Source organism: Pseudomonas sp. R3-56, from assembly GCF_051132075.1.
Taxonomy (GTDB): domain Bacteria; phylum Pseudomonadota; class Gammaproteobacteria; order Pseudomonadales; family Pseudomonadaceae; genus Aquipseudomonas.
In genome coordinates this window covers 5,482,043-5,498,996 of sequence record NZ_CP071657.1, presented here as the reverse complement: position 1 = coordinate 5,498,996, position 16,954 = coordinate 5,482,043, and the positions used below count along the sequence as shown (strand labels likewise).

Genomic DNA, 16,954 nt, shown 5'->3' with positions numbered 1-16,954 from the left:
TGTCAACAGTTTTCTGAGCGTCATTGGCGTTCGGAAAAACTGTGAGAAAGCCTGTGGATAAGTCTGTGACTAAACTCTGGAAAGACCGCGCGGAGCAGCGTCGTTGCTGGCTTGGCGCCATCGTCTATCTAGCCTCGGCTTATAGCAGATAACTTCTGCTGCACAACCTCACTTGGTGGGTCAAGCGAAAAAAATTTCCAAATGTCCCGCAAAGCCTTATACACAGCGGCTTCCAGTGTTTGTACTTGCCCCCGATTATTGTGGACGTGCCTGTGGATAAGATGCGCGCAACCCTCTGCAGCCCTTGTTTGGCAAGGCCTGGGCTCGATTGGTTGTTTTATGAGCAGCCGTGCAGGCAAAAACGCGTCCTCAAGCCTTGCCCACGGCGTGCCAGGGCGGGCATGCTGTGGGCCGATTTCCATTAATGGTTTGAAGCCCAAGCAAGGAGAACACGATGTCCGACACCCTGTTTATCACCGGCGCTACGTCCGGTTTTGGTGAAGCCTGTGCCCGTCGTTTTGCCGAGGCCGGTTGGAAACTGGTGCTGACCGGTCGTCGTGAAGAGCGCCTCAGCGCCCTCTGTGCCGAGTTATCGAAGCAGACCGAGGTCCATGGCCTGGTTCTGGACGTGCGTGATCGCAAGGCCATGGAAGAGGCCATCGCCAGCCTGCCGCCTTCGTTCGCCAAATTGCGCGGGCTGATCAATAACGCCGGCCTGGCCTTGGGCGTCGACCCGGCGCCCAAGTGCGACCTCGATGACTGGGACACCATGGTCGACACCAATGTGAAGGGCCTGATCTACAGCACCCGCCTGCTGTTGCCGCGGCTGATTGCCCATGGTCGCGGCGCCGGGATCGTCAACCTGGGCTCCATCGCCGGCAACTACCCATATCCGGGCAGTCACGTGTATGGCGCGAGCAAGGCTTTCGTCAAACAGTTCTCGCTGAACCTGCGCTGCGACCTGCAGGGCACCGGCGTGCGGGTGAGCAATATCGAGCCGGGGTTGTGCGAGAGCGAATTTTCCCTGGTGCGCTTCGGTGGTGACCAGGAGCGCTACAACGCGACTTACGCCGGCGCCGAGCCGATCCAGCCGCAGGACATCGCCGACACGATCTTCTGGGTGCTCAACACCCCGGCGCACATCAACATCAACAGCCTGGAACTGATGCCGGTGAGCCAGACCTGGGCCGGCTTCGCCATTGAGCGCAACAAGGCCTGACGGGTTTCGAGCTGAATTTTTCGTGGCGAGGGAGCTTGCTCCCGCTCGGCTGCGTAGCAGTCGTGGCTTTTGGGGCGGCTTCGCCACCCAGCGGGGATAAATCCCCTCGCCACAGGGGGGATCAGGCCAGATAGTCAGCCAGCCCGCGATAGCAGGTCAGCAGGTGGTAGGGCGTAGTGGACGGCATGTCCCGGCGGCTGACATTGCCGTTGGCATCAAGACATTCGTTCCAGCCCAGGGGATGCAGGAAATGTTGCTGCAACGCCCGTAATTGACGCAGCAAAATCCCTTCGCTTCCTGGGCGCAACGTAAGTGCCCGCAGGTATTCCGCCTGGGCCCAGATGCGTGGGGTTGCATCGCGCGGAGCCGTCTGCGGCTCCAGGGCCAGCATGGCGCAAACGCCAGCGGTATCCGGATCGACGCCTTGTTGTTCGGTATCGCCGAAGCTGCGTTCCAGGGCCAGGTGCAGTTTGCCGCCACGCAACAAGGGCGATGAGGCCAGCAGGAAATACCACTCGAACTGATGCCCCGGCTCGAACCAGTTATCCACAGCCTTGAGCGGTTTCTCCATCATGACTTGTCGTTGCGGATCAACGAAGCACTTGAACATCCCCTCGCACAGGCTCAGCAACGCTTGGCGAACAGCGGCATCGTCGCGAACCGCAAGGGTCGCGAGAAAAGCTTCTGCCAGATGCATCAGCGGGTTCTGCAGCGGGCCGGTCTCGGCTGTCGACCAGTCGCGGCCGAGGCTGGCTTCGTAGAGACCGTCGCCAGTGGCGAAGCGTCGCGCGATGATTTCCAGGGCCGCGTTGAGCACCGACTCCACCAGCGGTTCGCGAACCTTGCCCCAGTAATGGGCGCAGGCGAACAGGATGAAGGCGTGGGTGTACAGATCCTTGCCGGTATCCAGCGGTATCCCCTGCGGGTCGATGCTGTAGAACCAGCCGCCATGTTCGGCATCGTGGAAGTGCCGTTGCAGCGAGCGAAACAGCGCGGCGGCCCGTTCCTCGGCCTGCGGCACTTCGCCGATCAGGCTGGCGAACACATACAACTGCCGCGCACAGGCCATGGCGCGATAACGCTGGGGCGGCAGCGGCTTGTGCTGGGTATCCAGGGACTCGTAGGGCAACGCCAGCTCGGCATTCCAGCCCGGACCTTGCCACATCGGTACGATTACATCGTGAAACTGCTGATGCACCGTGGCGAACAGCGTGGTCAATTCGGGTAGAAGGGCGGAGCGGGAGGCTTCAGGCATTGGCGGACGTCGTCACGGCGGGGGGCGTTTGCGCGACATGGTAGCAGAGTGGCAGGTCTTGGCGATGCGGTGCCTGTCAGGCCGCTTTCGCGAGCAGGCTCGCTCCCATATGGACGGTGGACGCCAATCCATGTGGGCGCGAGCCTGCTCGCGAAGAGGTTTTGAATAAAACAGAAAAGGTCAGCTGGCCAACAACCAGACCCCAGCCGCCGCCGAAGCAGCCCCGGCCAACCTGATCACCGGCGCCGCCGCGCGTGGCAACACACGAACCAGCGCAAAGCCCGCGCCGTGCAGCGCCGCCGTCGCGGCGACGAACCCCACCGCATAGGCCCACGGACTCGACATGTCCGGCAGCTCCAAGCCATGGGCGACGCCATGGAATAGCGCAAATATCGCGGTCGCACCGACTGCCAGGCTTAGCGGCGGACGCACCGCCAACGCCACCGCCAGGCCCAGGGCCAGCACCGAGGCGGCGATGCCGCTTTCCAACGCCGGCAGGTCCAGGCCTTCGAAGCCCAGCAAACCACCGAGCAGCATCGTCCCGACGAAAGTGCACGGCAGTGCCCAGCGCGCGGCGCCTTGTTGTTGGGCCGCCCACAAGCCGACCGCCAACATCGCGAGCAGATGGTCGAGCCCGCCGATGGGGTGGCCCAGGCCGGCGATCAGGCCGTTATCGCCGTGACCGGGATGGGCGAAGGCCAGAGCTGGGGTTAGCAGCAGGGCGAGGGTTCCGAGGATACGTTTGAATGTCATGGATAAGCTTCCTTGTTCGAATGGGGAAAGTCACGCCGCGCTCAGCAGGCCCTGACGCTCGATGAAGGCGATGATGTCGTCCAGGCCCTGGCCAGTCTTCTGGTTGCTGAACACGAAGGGCTTGCCGTTGCGCATCCGCTGGGTATCGCTGTTCATCAGTTCCAGGGAGGCACCCACCAGTGGCGCCAGGTCAATCTTGTTGATCACCAGCAGGTCGGATTTGCAGATGCCCGGCCCGCCCTTGCGCGGTAGCTTGTCGCCAGCCGACACGTCGATCACGTAGATGGTCAGGTCCGACAGCTCGGGGCTGAAGGTCGCGGACAGGTTGTCGCCACCGGACTCGACCAGGATCAGGTCGAGGCCCGGGAAACGCCGGTTCAACTGGTCCACCGCTTCAAGGTTGATCGAGGCGTCTTCGCGAATCGCCGTGTGCGGGCACCCACCGGTTTCCACGCCGATGATCCGCTCCGGCGCCAGGGCTTCGTTGCGCACCAGGAAATCAGCGTCTTCACGGGTGTAGATATCGTTGGTGACCACGGCCAGGTTGTAGCGCTCGCGCAAGGCCAGGCAGAGAGCCAGGGTCAGTGCGGTCTTGCCGGAGCCTACCGGGCCGCCAATACCGACGCGCAAAGGTTGTGTATTCATGTGTCTCTCCTAGGAACGGAACAGGCGGCTGTACTGGCGCTCATGGGCCATGCACGCCAGGGACAGGCCAAACGCGGCGCTGCCGTAATGGTCGGGGTCGAGGTTCGAGGCGATCTGCTGGGCCTGTTGCAGCAATGGCAGCAGCTCGCTGGTCAACCTCTGCGCGGCTTGCTGGCCCAAGGGTAGGGTTTTCATCAGCACCGCCAGTTGGTTTTCCAGCCAGCTCCACAACCAGGCGGCGAGGGCATCCTCTGGCTTGATATCCCAGGCACGGGCCGCCAGGGCCCAGCCCAACGCCAGGTGCGGTTCGCTACGCTGTTCAAGGAAGCTGCGCGCGGCGCTGTCGAGCTCCGGCAGGCCCGCCAGCAATTGTTGCAACGAGTAGCCCATCTGCCGGCTCTCCTGGTACAGCTCGCGGGTTTCCCGACTGGCACGGTGTTGTTCACAAAGCTCCAGCAGCGCGTGCCAATCGCCGGCAGTGGCCGCCCTGCAATGAGCCAGCAGCAAGGGCGCTTCGAAACGCGCCAGGTTCAGTAGCATCTGATCGCTGATCCAGCGGCGTGCGTCGTCCGGCGTCTTGACCAGGCCGTTGTCCACAGCCATTTCCAGGCCCTGGGAGTAGCTGTAGCCGCCAATCGGCAGTTGCGGACTGGCCAGGCGCAGCAGTGCCCAGGCCGGGTTCATGAACGCACGCCGAACTGGTGCAGGCGCGGTGCGTAATTGAAATCTTCGTCGCCGTGCCGGGAATGATGATGGCCTCCGCCATAAGCGCCGTGTTCCGGCTGGAACGGCGCTTCAATGGATTCGGCGCTGGCGCCCAGTTGTTCGAGCATCGCCTTGAGCACGTAATCGTCCAGCAGGCGCAGCCAGCCATCGCCCACCTGCAGGGCAACGTGGCGATTGCCCAAGTGGTAGGCAGCACGGGTCAGTTCGAACGCATTGGCGCAGGTAACGTGGAGCAATTGTTCAGGGCGGGCGCAGACACGCACGATGCGCCCATCTTCGGCCTGAAGGCATTCACCGTCGTACAGCGGCGGCTGGCCTCGCTCCAAGAACAATCCCACGTCTTCACCCTCGGCACTGAAACAGCGCAGACGGCTTTTGCTGCGGGCGTCAAAGGTCAGGTGCAGCTCGGCGTCCCAGCGCGGTTGAGTGTCGATTCTGCGGTGGATAACCAGCATCGGAGTGCTTCCAGCAATGAACGGTGCTGTGTTTAGAGCAAGGGGCTTGCCAATCGAAGGGGATGTAGGAAATGGCGGGGGATGGCGTCCCTGGATGGGGCGGGCTTCGTGCCGTTATGGTGCGCTTCGGGAAAGCTTGCACCACTTTGAGCCGCACGCAAGACATTGTGGGAGCGAGCCTGCTCGCGAAGCGGTGCATCAGGAAAATCAATGCTGGCTGACCCGGCGCTTTCGCGAGCAGGCTCGCTCCCACATGGAGGGTTGGGGGGGCAGGCAGTTACTCGGTGCTACCCAACCCGTGCCAATGCTTGAGGCCGATGAAAATGAACCGTAGTTGCTGGGTAATCTTCGCCTGGGGGGTGAGATGTTCGGGAAGCGCTTTGGCGGGCGGGTCGATGATATCCGGCAGGGTGGCGAAGACACTCTTGACGACGAGGTCGGCCATCACGCTCAGTCCCGCAAGGTCCAGGTGTTGCAACTTGGGCATCAGTGCCAGGTCGGCGGCGAGGTCCGAGCTGATGTCTTCGCGCAGCTTCGCGATGGCCTGGCGTACTGGCAGGGAGCCGCCGTACTGCTCGCGGGCCAGGAACAGAAACTGCGATCGGTTGGCATGCACCACGTCGAGAAAAATCCGCACAGACGCATCGATGATGCCGCCCATGACAAATTCGTTGTGGCGCACCAGCCGGATGGTTTCGCGAAACGTCTGCCCGACTTCGCTGACAAGCGCCAGGCCAAGCTGGTCCATGTCGTCGAAATGTCGATAGAACCCGGTGGGTACGATGCCGGCTGTCTTGGCGACTTCGCGCAGGCTCAGGCTGCCGAATCCCCTGCCGCACTCCATCAAATGGCGCGCTGCATCCATCAGGGCATTTCGGGTCTGTTGTTTCTGTTCGGCGCGGGGAAGCATTGCAGGACTGACTTCCAGGTCATGGGAGCGATGCACTCTAGCAAATCGTCTTTGGCGGCGTCGAACGGTAGGGACGGATCAGTCGGGAAAACGAGGGGCTTGAAAAGTCAAAAGCCCGATTCAGGGAATCGGGCTTTTTTATGGGCCACCATGGGCTCAGCTCACTGCGCTGTTGCGTTCGATTACGCGGTCACCACCGCCTTCGGCAAGGGTCTGGCCTTGTGGAGTGCGATCGGAACCGTCAGCGGCCAGGGTTTCGCCCAGTGGGGTGCGGTCGGAACCGTCAGCCGCCAGGGTCTGGCCTTGTGGAGTGCGTTCGGAACCGTCAGCCGCCAGGGTCTGGCCTTGTGGGGTGCGGTCGGAACCACCTTCGACCAGGCCTTTCTCTTCCAGGCGGTCACGGCCACCTTCGGCTACGGTCTGGCTATAGACAGAATGGCTGTCCTTGACTTGCGGCGTGGCCTGTTCGGAAGCTGGCAAAGCGAAAGCGGTAGAGGCCAGCAGGGAAAGGGAAAGACTCATCAGTAGTTGGCGTTTCATGATCGTTGCTCCTCGAGAGGGCTGAAAAGTGGGTACGAGGGCAATGCTACTCTCGATAAGTCGATATAAAAGTTCATAAACACAATGGTAATAATCAACGGAATTGATTGTTCTGCGGGAAGGCTCTAGAACGGGCCTTTCAGAGGGGCAGTTTTGCCCTGGAGTGGGTAGTTTGTACCCACTCGCGCCCCGCAAAAGTGCGGGCGCGGTAACAGGTAGCTGTCGAAACGGTCAGGTTCCGAGGCGTTTTTTCGTGCCGGTCGTCGCGCTTGGTGGTAAACCTGTCGGCCGTTTCGGCAGTCCAATCGTTTATCGGCAGTGAGCCAGTAGCGGTTCGCCTTGCCTCAGGCGTCGCGGTCTGCACGCCAAATTTGTCAGGAGCCTTGTGCATGACGCGCACCTCAAAAATTTTCGCCTGGGGCTTTGCCTGCCTCATCGCACTGCTGGCCGCGCTTGTGCTGGTCATCGCTTTCTTCGACTGGAACCGCCTCAAGCCCACGCTCAACGCCAAGGTTTCCGAGGAGTTGCATCGTCCATTCGCAATCAATGGCAACCTGGCGGTGATCTGGCAGCGCGAACCGCAGGAAGGCGGCTGGCGCGCCTTTGTGCCATGGCCCCATGTCGTGGCCGAAGATTTGAGCCTTGGAAACCCGGAATGGTCGAAAACCCCGCAAATGGTCACGCTAAAGCGCGTCGAGCTACGTATTTCGCCCTTGGCCCTGTTGGCCCGGCGGGTGGCGATCCCGCGCATCGACCTGACCGAACCCAACGCCAGCCTGCAGCGCCTGGCTGATGGGCGCGCCAACTGGACCTTCCAGTTCGATCCGAAGGACCCGGACGCCGAACCGTCCAGTTGGTCGGTCGATATCGGTGCCATCGGCTTTGACAAGGGGCATGTCACGCTGGATGACCAGACGCTCAAGACCAGGCTCGAGGTGTTGATCGACCCGTTGGGCAAACCCATTCCGTTCAGCGATATCGTTGGTGAAAAGACTGCGAACAAAGCCCGGGAACAAGGTGCGGCGCCACAGGACTACGCCTTTGCTTTCAAGGCTGACGGGCAGTATCAAGGACAGAACCTGAGCGGTTCCGGCAAGGTCGGTGGCTTGCTGGCCTTGCAGGATGCATCGCAACCCTTTCCCCTGCAGGCCCAGGCGAAGATTGCCGACACCCGCATCGAGCTGGCCGGCACCCTTACCGACCCGAAGAACCTTGGCGCCTTGGACCTGCGTCTGAAACTGGCCGGTAAAAGCCTGGCCAATCTTTACCCGTTGACTGGCGTGACGCTGCCGGATTCGCCGCCCTATGCCACCGATGGTCGCCTGATCGCCAAGCTCCACGAACCGGAGGGGGCGCAGTTCCGCTATGAGGCGTTCAACGGCAAGATTGGCGAAAGCGATATTCACGGCGACCTGGCTTATGTTTCCAGCCAGCCGAGACCGAAACTCACTGGCGCGCTGGTATCCGATCAGCTGTTGTTCAGCGACCTGGCGCCGCTTATCGGCGCCGACTCCAACACGCAACAGAAGGCGCGCGGCGGTGCCAGCAAACAACCGTCCGACAAGGTCTTGCCGGTGGAAGAATTCCGCACTGAGCGCTGGAGCGTAATGGACGCCGACGTGGAGTTCACCGGCAAGCGCATCGTCCACAGCGAGCAGTTGCCCTTCACCGACCTCTACACTCATTTGCTGCTGAACAATGGCCAGTTGAGCCTTGAACCCTTGCGCTTTGGCGTGGCTGGTGGCCGTCTCGATGCGCAGATTCGCCTCAATGGACAGACTCGGCCCCTCGAAGGCCAGGCGAAACTGACCGCGCGAGGCTTCAAGCTCAAGCAGCTTTTCCCGGGTTTCGAACCGATGAAAACCAGTTTCGGCGAGCTCAATGGCGATGCCGATCTGTCCGGCCGAGGTAATTCGGTAGCGGCGTTGCTGGGCACCGCCAATGGCAACTTGAAGATGCTCATCAACGACGGCGCTATCAGTCGGGAGTTGATGGAGCTGGCAGGGTTGAACGTTGGCAACTATGTGGTGGGAAAAATCTTCGGCGACAAGGAAGTGAAGATCAATTGCGCGGCGGCTGATTTCGGCATCAAGACCGGCCTGGCGACTACTCGCCTGTTTGTATTCGATACCGAGAACGCGATCATCTATATCGATGGCACGGCGAATATGGCCACTGAACAACTGGACCTGACCGTTACGCCGGAGTCCAAGGGCTGGCGATTGATTTCCCTGCGTTCGCCGCTGTACGTACGAGGCACCTTCGCCAAGCCCGCAGCCGGGGTGAAGGCCGTGCCGCTGATGTTGCGTGGGGCCGGAATGGTCGCGCTGGGTGTCATCGCCGCGCCGGCGGCGGGGTTGCTGGCGTTGGTCGCTCCCAGCGGCGGCGAGCCGAACCAGTGTGCACCGTTGCTTGAACAGATGAAGGCCGGCAAGGCGCCGAAGACGGTAAAGGATTGATTGCGCCTGCGAAGTAGTCGAATGCTTGAGGTCGGCCGCAAAAGTGCGCGGCAAAAAGTAGCTGGCTATTTGTCTTTTAATTGACGTGGTTAGTCAATGTTTATTCGAAGTGTAACTCTATCTTGTTTTTTAATGAATCGGATAGGGTGGCGCGCGAGCGCTTGGGTGGCGGTAATACCGAGTCACGGAAGAGCTGTGGAAAGTCTGGGTTTATATGATTAAGTTGGCCTTGCAGCCATTCGGCTGAATAAGAAACAACAAGTCATCTATTAAAAGGAAAGTGTCATGAGCATTTTATTGCCCAGTGCTGAAGAGAGTAAGCGCTTTTTTGAAACCGTAAGGGTTGCGCCCGTTAATGTTGCCGATTTTTCCGTCGGAGCATCAAAAAGCTCCCGCTTTGCAAGAGTGACGACAAAGCCGGAGAGCCAGGCGGTTTCCAAGGCGGACGTTTTGTTGGCCAATGAAAACCCTGCCATTATTGGATTCGCCGATAATTTGGACGAGGATAAAAAGCAGGCGGCAGCGGACAGTATTCATTTCGCTGAGCTTGTTGCCACTTCCAAGTTTAACAAAAACGTGCAGCCCATCGAGTGGCACACGCTATACAGTAGCGCGATGAGGCATTGCGGATGGACGATGACCAGCAACAAATATCAGGAGCTTACGACCTCGCAGACAAGTTTGACGATGGATTCCATCGTTCTGGAGATTGTCCAGGCGGTGGCGGGACGAAACGCTCCGGCGATGCTTGATTTGTTGTTCGGCGTATTTGATCGGTTACGCTCCGACGAAAAGCTGGTAAATCTTTTTGATAGGAACAGTAACAAAGGTGCGGATAAGGACTTCCGGATTGTGCCTTGCATCCAATCCCCAGGGGGAACACCGATAACGGCTTTCCTGGCTGTAGATTGCAATATTTCTTCAAGCCAGGGTGGGGCTTGGTTCTGGAAATGGAAAGTGTCACGGCTTCGAATGAAACGCGTGGCTACGATGGTCGAGCTCAATATGCGCATACATGATCGGAACAGGGACATGATCTACCAGAAACTGGATAAGAGCTCTGACGATTTTTTCAATGGGATCGAGTTATAAGCGTCCATGGGGTTGCTCGAGTGAGCAACCTCTCTTAGGAGGTAGTCTGTCATGTTGAATGAGGAAATTCTGCTCCTCCCGGAAGGGCTGTTGTCTATTTCGGAAGGAGTGCCGAAGGAATGGCGGCAGAAACTTAAATATTCGTTGCTCTATTCGCATCTGTACGCTCGCTCGACCGGTGACAAGTTTGATGCCTTGGCGAAGTGGCGCGCAGGTTATTCCCGCGCCATGGAAAATCTGGAATGGACAACCCTGGCGAATAAAGCGTCCAGTTTCGAGCCGAAGGACGAGGCTGTCATTGTGCTGAGCGACTTGCTCGGGGAAAAATTGATATCAGATGTCAAGCTGCAGGCGCAGCTTGAGCGGCTGATAGCCAGTGTTGAGGATGCGCTGGGTTCAGAGGCGTTGGGTGCTGCAATCAGGGAGCAGTTGCTTTCACCTGCTCAGGCGAAGGACAAGTCCGATACGACTGTTTTCGTGCATGTCAGCCTGATAGGCGTGGGCCCCGTTGTCCATACGTTCTCTATGAGGTTTCGCACCGCGCAATGTATTGATGAGCTTTTTTTCAAGCAGCGTTTCACGGGCAAGCATGTAGTGGGACAGGTCAGTGTGAATGTTTCCACAAGGCAACTCAGCACAGCCCGTTACGAAAGAAACGGTATTGAACAAAAGGTGCGGCGCGGCCTGCCGACCAACGCGGACTCATTGCTCGTCGAGCTTTCTTCGGCAGGCTGTCCAGAGCCTCATGCTCTGCCAGCATGATCGCTCTGGCTCTGGGCGACCCGATCCTGAAACAGTTTTAACGAACTCGTCAGTGCGTGCCCGGACTGCCGCGCCTCTTCCTCCAGCCATTTGAAAAACGCTCGTACTGGCGGATGGCGTTCCCGGCCCGGAACGCATAAGGCGCTGTAGCCCGCGCCGTTGACCTGGACGTGCGGGTGGTAAGCGACCAGTAGGCCGCTGGCGACGCTTTCGGAGGCCAGCACGTTGCTCGCCAGGACCAGGCCTTGCCCGGCAATTGCCGCTTGCAGGGCGTAATGCTCCTCGTCGTATTCGCGTATGCAGGGCTGACGGGTCAGCCAGGTTTCTCCCGCCCGCGCGCACCAGGCGTCCCAGCCATGGGCATAAAGCTTGGTGTTGTGCCACCGCACACTGATCAACGTCGTCGGTTGTCGGGTCGCCAGAGCGGCTATTTGCTCCGGTGACCCGTATACACCGAAGTACTCATCGAACAGGCACATGCCATACAGGTTCGGGTAGTTCTCCAGGCTATAGCGCACCACCATGTCCACGCTGGCGTCCTGGTGCAGGTCGATCACTTCGCAGTGCGTGTCCAGGCGGACATTGATGGTGGGATGGCGCGCGTAGAACCGACCCAGGCGCGGCACCAGCCAGAGCGCCGCGAACGCTGCGGTGGTGGAAATCGTCAGGTGCGCGGTACTGCGTTGCGGGCGCAGGGTATCGACGCTTTGCGCCACTTCCAGCAAGGCACCGTGCAGGCTGTGGAACAAGCGTTGGCCACCTTCGGTCAGCCGCACCTGGCGAGGCAGGCGCTCAAAGAGTTGCACACCCAGCCAGGTTTCCAGTGAGCGGATCTGATGGGAAATCGCCGTGGGCGTTACCGACAGCTCAGCCGCCGCGGCCTTGAAACTGAGCAATCGTGCAGCGGATTCGAAGGCACGCAATGCATTGAGTGGCAGGGCAGCAAACATCTGGAATCTCCAATGGATGAGAACAGCTCATCCTGGTCAACTAACGCTCATTTGAGCTGATGCAGGCTTGGGCTTCAATCTGAAAGCCATGCGTGGTTCCCAGTGTAGTCACAGTCCAGGAGTTTCAGATGAGCAATATTCTTGTGGTACATGGCAGCCCTCGCGGCGAGCGTTCCCATTCCCGGCGTCTGACGGAGGCTTTCATAGCGGCTTGGCAGGCTGCCAATCCACATACCCAACCGACCCGCCGCGAGGTCGGCCGGACCGTTATTCCTCCGGTCAACGAAGCCTTCATCGCCGCGGCGTTCCACCCCGAGCCTCAGGCAAGGCCGTTGACCATGCAGGCCGACCTGGCCTTGAGCGATGCGTTGGTGGCGGAGCTGCAGGCCCATGACCGGCTGGTGATTTCCGCACCCATGCATAATTTCGGCGTGCCTAGCGGCGTGAAGGCCTGGATCGACCAGATCGTGCGTATTGGCGTGACGTTCAACCACAGCCTGGATAACGGCGTCTCGCAATATCAGCCGTTGGTGCTGGGCAAGAAGGCCCTGATCGTGACCAGCCGTGGCGATTTCGGCTTCGGCCCTGGAGGCTCGCTGGAATCCATGAATCACGCCGATACGCTGCTGCGCACGGTCCTTGGATTTATCGGCATCAGCGATGTGACGGTGGTGGCGGCTGAAGGAGAGGAGTCGGCCGAGCACAGCTTCGCGCGGTCCTATGCCGAGGCCGAGCGCCGCTTGCTGGCGCTGGCACGAACATTCTGAACGGGGCTCGATCGGTTCATCGGGGGCTGGCGTCGGCGCCTTCGATTGACGACGCGGGCCGAAGTGGCGGGTGTGTCATAGACTGGTCATCATCGGTACCGATGCTGACCACCTCTTGATCACAAGGACGTCGCCATGTCGCAACGCTGCGCCACTCGCTACCCGCTGGTGCTGGTCCCGGGCATGCTTGGGTTCATTCGCCTGGTGTTGTATCCGTATTGGTATGGCATCGTCGAGGCGTTGCGCCGGGGTGGAGCCGTGGTGGTCGCGGTGAAGGTTTCGCCATTGCATTCGTCCGAAGTTCGCGGCGAGCAATTGCTGGCACGGATCGAGGAGATTCTCAGGGAAACCGGCGCGCAAAAGGTCAACCTGATCGGCCACAGCCAGGGCGCTCTCACTGCCCGCTACGCAGCCGCCCTGCGCCCGGATCTGGTCGCCTCGGTCACATCGGTGGCCGGCACCAACCACGGGTCCGAACTGGCCGATTACCTGCAAGACCATTATCCGGCCGACAGCGCCAAAGGGCGGTTGCTCAGCGCTTTTCTGCGGCTGATCAACGCGTTGATGAGCCTGCTCGATACCGGCTACCACGGGCCGAAATTGCCGGTGGACATCCGCGCCTCCCACGCTTCGCTGACGACTGCCGGCGTGGCGTTGTTCAACGAGCGTTATCCACAAGGCCTGCCGCAGACCTGGGGCGGGCAGGGGCCGGAAGAAGTCAATGGGGTGCGTTATTACTCGTGGTCCGGGACTCTGCAGCCGGGCAAGACCGACAGGGGCCGCAACCTGTTCGACGGCACCAATCGCAGCTGCCGGCTGTTCGCGCGCACCTTCGTGCGCGAAGCCGGGCAGTGCGACGGCATGGTCGGGCGCTACAGCTCGCACCTGGGCACGGTGATTCGTGATGATTATCCGCTGGACCATTTCGACGTGGTCAATCAGTCGCTGGGACTGGTGGGCAGGGGAGCGGAGCCGATCCGGCTGTTTGTCGAGCATGCGCAGCGGTTGAAGGATGCCGGGGTGTAGCGCATCAGTTGGACCGCGTTATGGTTCTTCGCGAGCAGGCTCGCTCCCACAGTGGCTCTGCGCCGTGCCCCTTGTGGGAGCGAGCCTGCTCGCGAAAGCGGTAGATCAAGCAATGAAGATCTGGCGATGAAGGTGTAACAGGCTTTGTCTACACTGCACCTCATCGCCGTCCTCCTCGGGCGGCAACCAGGAGAAACACCATGAAGATGCTGCGTGTCCCTTTGTTGATGATCGGCCTGCTGCTGTGTTCCCAGGGCTTCGCCGCCACCGCCCAACAGACCAAGATGACCACCTGCAACGCCGACGCCACCGCCAAGGCCCTCAAGGGTGACGAACGCAAGGCTTTCATGAGCAACTGCCTGAAGGCCACTCCGGCCGCCGCTGAACCCAGTACACCGCAGGAACGCATGAAGACCTGCAACGCCACGGCGACGACCCAGGCCTTGAAGGGCGATGCGCGCAAGGCGTTCATGAGTGATTGCCTGAAGAAAAAGTAAGCGTTGAATCTGAGGAGGCTTCATCGCGATCAGGCTCGCTCCCACAGTGGCTTTGCAGTGCTCGGTCTGATGTGGGAGCGAGCCTGCTCGCGAAGAGGCCGGTGCGAGAAACAAAAAAACGCCTGAACCAGGACCCAGGTCGGCCGATACAATCCCTAGTGCTGCCAGCGGAACGCTGGCAGACTGCCGATCCTTTCATGTCGTTTTTTTGTCCTGGGGCTGTATGCCAACGTTTTCTCAGCGTCATGTGTTGTTGGTGATCAGTTGGGTGATCATTTTTGGCGGGTTGTTGCTGGTACTGCCGCTGCGCCTGTTGCCGAGCCTGTTGGCCGGGCTGCTGGTGTTCGAGCTGGTCAACATGCTCACCCCGCAGCTGCAACGACTGATCGAAGGCCGGCGTGCCCGCTGGCTGGCGGTAGCGTTGCTGGGCACGTTGGTGGTCAGTGTGCTGAGCCTGATTTTCGCCGGGGCCTTCAGTTTCCTGCTGCACGAAGCGGAAAACCCGGGCGCATCCCTGGATAAATTCATGGGTGTGGTCGACCGCGCCCGTGGGCAATTGCCGCCGTTCATCGACGCCTACCTGCCGGCCAGCGCCGCCGAGTTCCGGGTGGCGATCGGCGACTGGGTGAGCAAGCACCTGAGCGACCTGCAGCTGGTGGGCAAGGACGCGGCGCACATGTTCGTGACGTTGCTGATCGGCATGGTCCTGGGCGCCATCATCGCCTTGCAGCGCATCCCCGACCTGACCAAGCGCAAGCCCCTGGCCGCCGTGCTGTTCGACCGCCTGAACCTGCTGGTGAAGGCGTTTCGCAACATCGTTTTTGCCCAGATCAAGATTTCCCTGCTTAACACCTTCTTTACCGGGATTTTCCTGGCGGTGGTGCTGCCGCTGTTCGGCATTCAACTGCCGTTGACCAAGACCCTGATCGTGATGACGTTCCTGCTGGGGCTGTTGCCGGTGATCGGCAACCTGATGTCGAACACCCTGATCACCATCGTCGCCCTGTCGCTGTCGATCTGGGTGGCCGTGGCGGCGCTGGGTTACCTGATCGTGATTCACAAGCTCGAATACTTCCTCAACGCCCGCATCGTCGGCGGGCAGATCAGTGCCAAGTCGTGGGAACTGCTCATGGCAATGCTGGTGTTCGAAGCCGCGTTCGGCCTGCCGGGTGTGGTGGCGGGGCCGATCTACTATGCGTATCTCAAGAGCGAGTTGAAGCAGGTGGGGATGGTTTGATCCAAAGGATGTGCTGTCTGATCTGGCGCCATCGCGAGCAAGCTCGCTCCCACAGTTAACCGGGTTTTTTCAGGAGGATGCGGTCAAGTGTGGGAGCGAGCTTGCTCGCGATTCAGGCGCCTCGGTCTCAGATCAGACCTGGCTGCCATACCGCTTCATCGCCTCGATCGCCAACCCGCTGCCGATGCTGCCGAAGATATTACCTTCTACATGGCGCGCCTGGGGCAGCATCGCCGCGACGCTATTGCGCAGCGCCGGAATGCCGCTGGAGCCGCCGGTGAAAAACACCGTGTCGACTTGATCAACCCGCACGTTGGCATCGTTGAGCAGTAGCGTGACGCTGTTGCGCACTCGGTCCAGGAGGCCGTCGATCGCCGATTCGAACAAGGCGCGGCTCAGGTCCACGCTCAGGCCCGGCTCGATCCGGTCCAGGGCCACGTGGCGCTGGTCGGCGTGGGTCAGCTGAATCTTGGTTTCCTCCACTTCCATCGCCAGCCAATGCCCGGCACGCTGTTCGATCAGCTTGAACAGCCGGTCGATGCCGCCGGTGTCTTCGATGTCGTAGCGCATGCTGCCCAGGGCCAGCGTGGACTTTTGCGAATACACCGCGTTGATGGTGTGCCAGGTCGCCAGGTTCATGTGATGGCTGGTGGGCATGTAGGCGCCGCTTTTCATCCGGCTGCCGTAGCCGAACAGCGGCATCAGGCCTTGCAGGCTGAGCTGCTTGTCGAAATCGGTGCCTCCGATGTGCACGCCGCCAGTGGCGAGGATGTCGGCGTGACGGTTGTCGTGCATGCGGCGCTCGGGAGACAGGCGCACCAGGGAGAAGTCCGAAGTACCGCCGCCGATGTCGACGATCAGCACCAGCTCTTCTTTTTCGATGGTCGATTCATAATCGAATGCCGCCGCAATGGGTTCGTACTGGAAGGAGACTTCCTTGAAACCGATGGCCCGCGCCACGTCCACCAAAGTGTTCTCGGCTTCCTGGTCGGCCATTTCATCGTCATCAACGAAAAACACCGGACGCCCCAGCACCACTTCTTCGAATTCCCGCCCGGCGGTGGCTTCGGCACGCTTCTTCAACTGGCCGATGAACAACCCCAGCAGATCCTTGAACGGCATCGCCGTGCCGAGCACGCTGGTATCGTGCTTGATCAGCTTGGAGCCCAGCAGGCTCTTGAGCGAGCGCATCAGCCGGCCTTCGTAGCCTTCCAGGTATTCGTGCAGTGCCAGGCGACCGTAGACCGGGCGACGTTCCTCAAGATTGAAAAAGACCACCGAGGGCAAGGTGATCTTGTCGTCCTCCAGCGCGATCAACGTTTCCATGCCAGGGCGCAGCCAGCCGACGGTGGAGTTGGACGTGCCGAAGTCGATACCGCAGGCACGCGCCGGGGATGGGTTTTTCATGTCTTTCAGTTCCGGTCGTAAAAACGGCCGCGCAGTGTATGCCAGTGCGGCGCGGATTCGAAGGCCGGTTGTCCACTAATTCGCAAACCCCGGCCTTGAAAGACCGCGTCGGCCCCCCAAACTTGCTGGCATGGGTCTGGTGGCACAGGGCGGTACAAGATCCGCCGCCAGCTGCCGATAAACTTCTGATGCACCGTCCGGTCACAATCTTGAGGCCGGTCAACCCGCTGTCCGGTCATCCGGGCATGCCGTGC

General features: G+C 60.4%; 17 protein-coding genes. 8 read left to right on the top strand and 9 right to left on the bottom strand.

What is annotated here, in order from left to right:
• Window positions 1-454 precede the first annotated feature (454 nt).
• On the top strand, window positions 455-1,219 hold the full coding sequence (locus J3P96_RS25015) for an SDR family oxidoreductase (RefSeq protein WP_434569981.1): 765 nt from the start codon (window positions 455-457) through the stop codon (window positions 1,217-1,219).
• Window positions 1,220-1,340: 121 nt separating this feature from the next.
• Here the strand turns inward: J3P96_RS25015 and J3P96_RS25010 are convergent, their stop codons facing one another.
• The 7 genes from J3P96_RS25010 to J3P96_RS24980 all read right to left on the bottom strand — a co-directional run bounded on the left by J3P96_RS25010 (window position 1,341) and on the right by J3P96_RS24980 (window position 6,503).
• Complete coding sequence (locus tag J3P96_RS25010) at window positions 1,341-2,474, bottom strand: AGE family epimerase/isomerase (protein ID WP_434653807.1); 1,134 nt, start codon at window positions 2,472-2,474, stop codon at window positions 1,341-1,343.
• 180 nt (window positions 2,475-2,654) lie between these two features.
• Complete coding sequence (locus J3P96_RS25005; protein WP_434602674.1) at window positions 2,655-3,227, bottom strand: HupE/UreJ family protein; 573 nt, start codon at window positions 3,225-3,227, stop codon at window positions 2,655-2,657.
• Between the two features lie 30 nt (window positions 3,228-3,257).
• Complete coding sequence (gene ureG, locus J3P96_RS25000; protein WP_305497140.1) at window positions 3,258-3,872, bottom strand: urease accessory protein UreG; 615 nt, start codon at window positions 3,870-3,872, stop codon at window positions 3,258-3,260.
• A gap of 9 nt (window positions 3,873-3,881) precedes the next feature.
• Window positions 3,882-4,556, bottom strand: coding sequence for an urease accessory protein UreF (locus J3P96_RS24995; RefSeq protein ID WP_434653806.1), 675 nt, complete (start codon window positions 4,554-4,556; stop codon window positions 3,882-3,884).
• On the bottom strand, window positions 4,553-5,053 hold the full coding sequence (ureE, locus tag J3P96_RS24990; RefSeq protein ID WP_434569976.1) for an urease accessory protein UreE: 501 nt from the start codon (window positions 5,051-5,053) through the stop codon (window positions 4,553-4,555). Before ureE ends, J3P96_RS24995 begins: the two co-directional genes overlap by 4 nt.
• A 277-nt stretch (window positions 5,054-5,330) precedes the next feature.
• The gene (locus tag J3P96_RS24985; RefSeq protein ID WP_305497134.1) at window positions 5,331-5,963 is read right to left on the bottom strand and encodes a TetR family transcriptional regulator; all 633 of its coding nucleotides are present in this window, start codon (window positions 5,961-5,963) and stop codon (window positions 5,331-5,333) included.
• 156 nt (window positions 5,964-6,119) lie between these two features.
• Window positions 6,120-6,503: a hypothetical protein gene (locus J3P96_RS24980; protein WP_434653805.1), complete on the bottom strand. Its 384-nt coding sequence runs from the start codon at window positions 6,501-6,503 to the stop codon at window positions 6,120-6,122.
• A 389-nt stretch (window positions 6,504-6,892) separates the two neighbouring features.
• On the opposite strand from J3P96_RS24980, the gene J3P96_RS24975 reads away from it, so the two are divergent.
• The 3 genes from J3P96_RS24975 to J3P96_RS24965 all read left to right on the top strand — a co-directional run bounded on the left by J3P96_RS24975 (window position 6,893) and on the right by J3P96_RS24965 (window position 10,816).
• The gene (locus tag J3P96_RS24975) at window positions 6,893-8,962 is read left to right on the top strand and encodes an AsmA family protein (protein ID WP_434653804.1); all 2,070 of its coding nucleotides are present in this window, start codon (window positions 6,893-6,895) and stop codon (window positions 8,960-8,962) included.
• A gap of 285 nt (window positions 8,963-9,247) precedes the next feature.
• Window positions 9,248-10,054, top strand: a complete 807-nt coding sequence (locus J3P96_RS24970) for a hypothetical protein (RefSeq protein WP_434653803.1) — start codon at window positions 9,248-9,250, stop codon at window positions 10,052-10,054.
• Between the two features lie 51 nt (window positions 10,055-10,105).
• The gene (locus tag J3P96_RS24965; protein WP_434653802.1) at window positions 10,106-10,816 is read left to right on the top strand and encodes a hypothetical protein; all 711 of its coding nucleotides are present in this window, start codon (window positions 10,106-10,108) and stop codon (window positions 10,814-10,816) included.
• Here J3P96_RS24965 and J3P96_RS24960 read toward each other — a convergent pair.
• Entirely contained in the window at window positions 10,798-11,766 is a 969-nt protein-coding gene (locus tag J3P96_RS24960) for a LysR substrate-binding domain-containing protein (RefSeq protein WP_434653801.1), read from the bottom strand. The two genes, J3P96_RS24965 and J3P96_RS24960, sit on opposite strands and share 19 nt — an antisense overlap.
• A gap of 128 nt (window positions 11,767-11,894) precedes the next feature.
• Between J3P96_RS24960 and J3P96_RS24955 the strand changes: the two genes are divergently transcribed.
• The 4 genes from J3P96_RS24955 to J3P96_RS24940 all read left to right on the top strand — a co-directional run bounded on the left by J3P96_RS24955 (window position 11,895) and on the right by J3P96_RS24940 (window position 15,293).
• Window positions 11,895-12,533, top strand: a complete 639-nt coding sequence (locus tag J3P96_RS24955; protein WP_434626345.1) for an FMN-dependent NADH-azoreductase — start codon at window positions 11,895-11,897, stop codon at window positions 12,531-12,533.
• Between the two features lie 135 nt (window positions 12,534-12,668).
• A complete protein-coding gene (locus J3P96_RS24950) occupies window positions 12,669-13,559 on the top strand; it encodes an alpha/beta fold hydrolase (protein WP_434569970.1) in 891 nt (296 codons plus the stop codon).
• A 200-nt stretch (window positions 13,560-13,759) separates the two neighbouring features.
• The gene (locus tag J3P96_RS24945; protein ID WP_305497125.1) at window positions 13,760-14,056 is read left to right on the top strand and encodes a PsiF family protein; all 297 of its coding nucleotides are present in this window, start codon (window positions 13,760-13,762) and stop codon (window positions 14,054-14,056) included.
• A gap of 223 nt (window positions 14,057-14,279) precedes the next feature.
• Window positions 14,280-15,293: an AI-2E family transporter gene (locus J3P96_RS24940; RefSeq protein WP_434653800.1), complete on the top strand. Its 1,014-nt coding sequence runs from the start codon at window positions 14,280-14,282 to the stop codon at window positions 15,291-15,293.
• A 132-nt stretch (window positions 15,294-15,425) separates the two neighbouring features.
• On the opposite strand, the gene J3P96_RS24935 is transcribed toward J3P96_RS24940, so the two are convergent.
• Window positions 15,426-16,700 carry an Hsp70 family protein gene (locus J3P96_RS24935; RefSeq protein WP_434653799.1) on the bottom strand — a complete coding sequence of 425 codons (1,275 nt, stop codon included), beginning with the start codon at window positions 16,698-16,700 and terminating at the stop codon, window positions 15,426-15,428.
• Window positions 16,701-16,954: the final 254 nt, after the last annotated feature.

Excerpts from the sequence above, each read along its gene's own strand:
- J3P96_RS24945 (WP_305497125.1), top strand. The coding sequence starts at position 13,760 with ATGAAGATGCTGCGTGTCCCTTTGTTGATGATCGGCCTGCTGCTGTGT.
- J3P96_RS24950 (WP_434569970.1), top strand. The coding sequence starts at position 12,669 with ATGTCGCAACGCTGCGCCACTCGCTACCCGCTGGTGCTGGTCCCGGGC.
- J3P96_RS24970 (WP_434653803.1), top strand. The coding sequence starts at position 9,248 with ATGAGCATTTTATTGCCCAGTGCTGAAGAGAGTAAGCGCTTTTTTGAA.
- J3P96_RS24980 (WP_434653805.1), bottom strand. The coding sequence starts at position 6,503 with ATGAAACGCCAACTACTGATGAGTCTTTCCCTTTCCCTGCTGGCCTCT.
- J3P96_RS25015 (WP_434569981.1), top strand. The coding sequence starts at position 455 with ATGTCCGACACCCTGTTTATCACCGGCGCTACGTCCGGTTTTGGTGAA.
- J3P96_RS25005 (WP_434602674.1), bottom strand. The coding sequence starts at position 3,227 with ATGACATTCAAACGTATCCTCGGAACCCTCGCCCTGCTGCTAACCCCA.
- J3P96_RS25010 (WP_434653807.1), bottom strand. The coding sequence starts at position 2,474 with ATGCCTGAAGCCTCCCGCTCCGCCCTTCTACCCGAATTGACCACGCTG.
- J3P96_RS24985 (WP_305497134.1), bottom strand. The coding sequence starts at position 5,963 with ATGCTTCCCCGCGCCGAACAGAAACAACAGACCCGAAATGCCCTGATG.
- J3P96_RS24965 (WP_434653802.1), top strand. The coding sequence starts at position 10,106 with ATGTTGAATGAGGAAATTCTGCTCCTCCCGGAAGGGCTGTTGTCTATT.
- J3P96_RS24975 (WP_434653804.1), top strand. The coding sequence starts at position 6,893 with ATGACGCGCACCTCAAAAATTTTCGCCTGGGGCTTTGCCTGCCTCATC.
- J3P96_RS24960 (WP_434653801.1), bottom strand. The coding sequence starts at position 11,766 with ATGTTTGCTGCCCTGCCACTCAATGCATTGCGTGCCTTCGAATCCGCT.
- J3P96_RS24935 (WP_434653799.1), bottom strand. The coding sequence starts at position 16,700 with ATGAAAAACCCATCCCCGGCGCGTGCCTGCGGTATCGACTTCGGCACG.
- ureE (WP_434569976.1), bottom strand. The coding sequence starts at position 5,053 with ATGCTGGTTATCCACCGCAGAATCGACACTCAACCGCGCTGGGACGCC.
- J3P96_RS24940 (WP_434653800.1), top strand. The coding sequence starts at position 14,280 with ATGCCAACGTTTTCTCAGCGTCATGTGTTGTTGGTGATCAGTTGGGTG.
- J3P96_RS24955 (WP_434626345.1), top strand. The coding sequence starts at position 11,895 with ATGAGCAATATTCTTGTGGTACATGGCAGCCCTCGCGGCGAGCGTTCC.
- ureG (WP_305497140.1), bottom strand. The coding sequence starts at position 3,872 with ATGAATACACAACCTTTGCGCGTCGGTATTGGCGGCCCGGTAGGCTCC.
- J3P96_RS24995 (WP_434653806.1), bottom strand. The coding sequence starts at position 4,556 with ATGAACCCGGCCTGGGCACTGCTGCGCCTGGCCAGTCCGCAACTGCCG.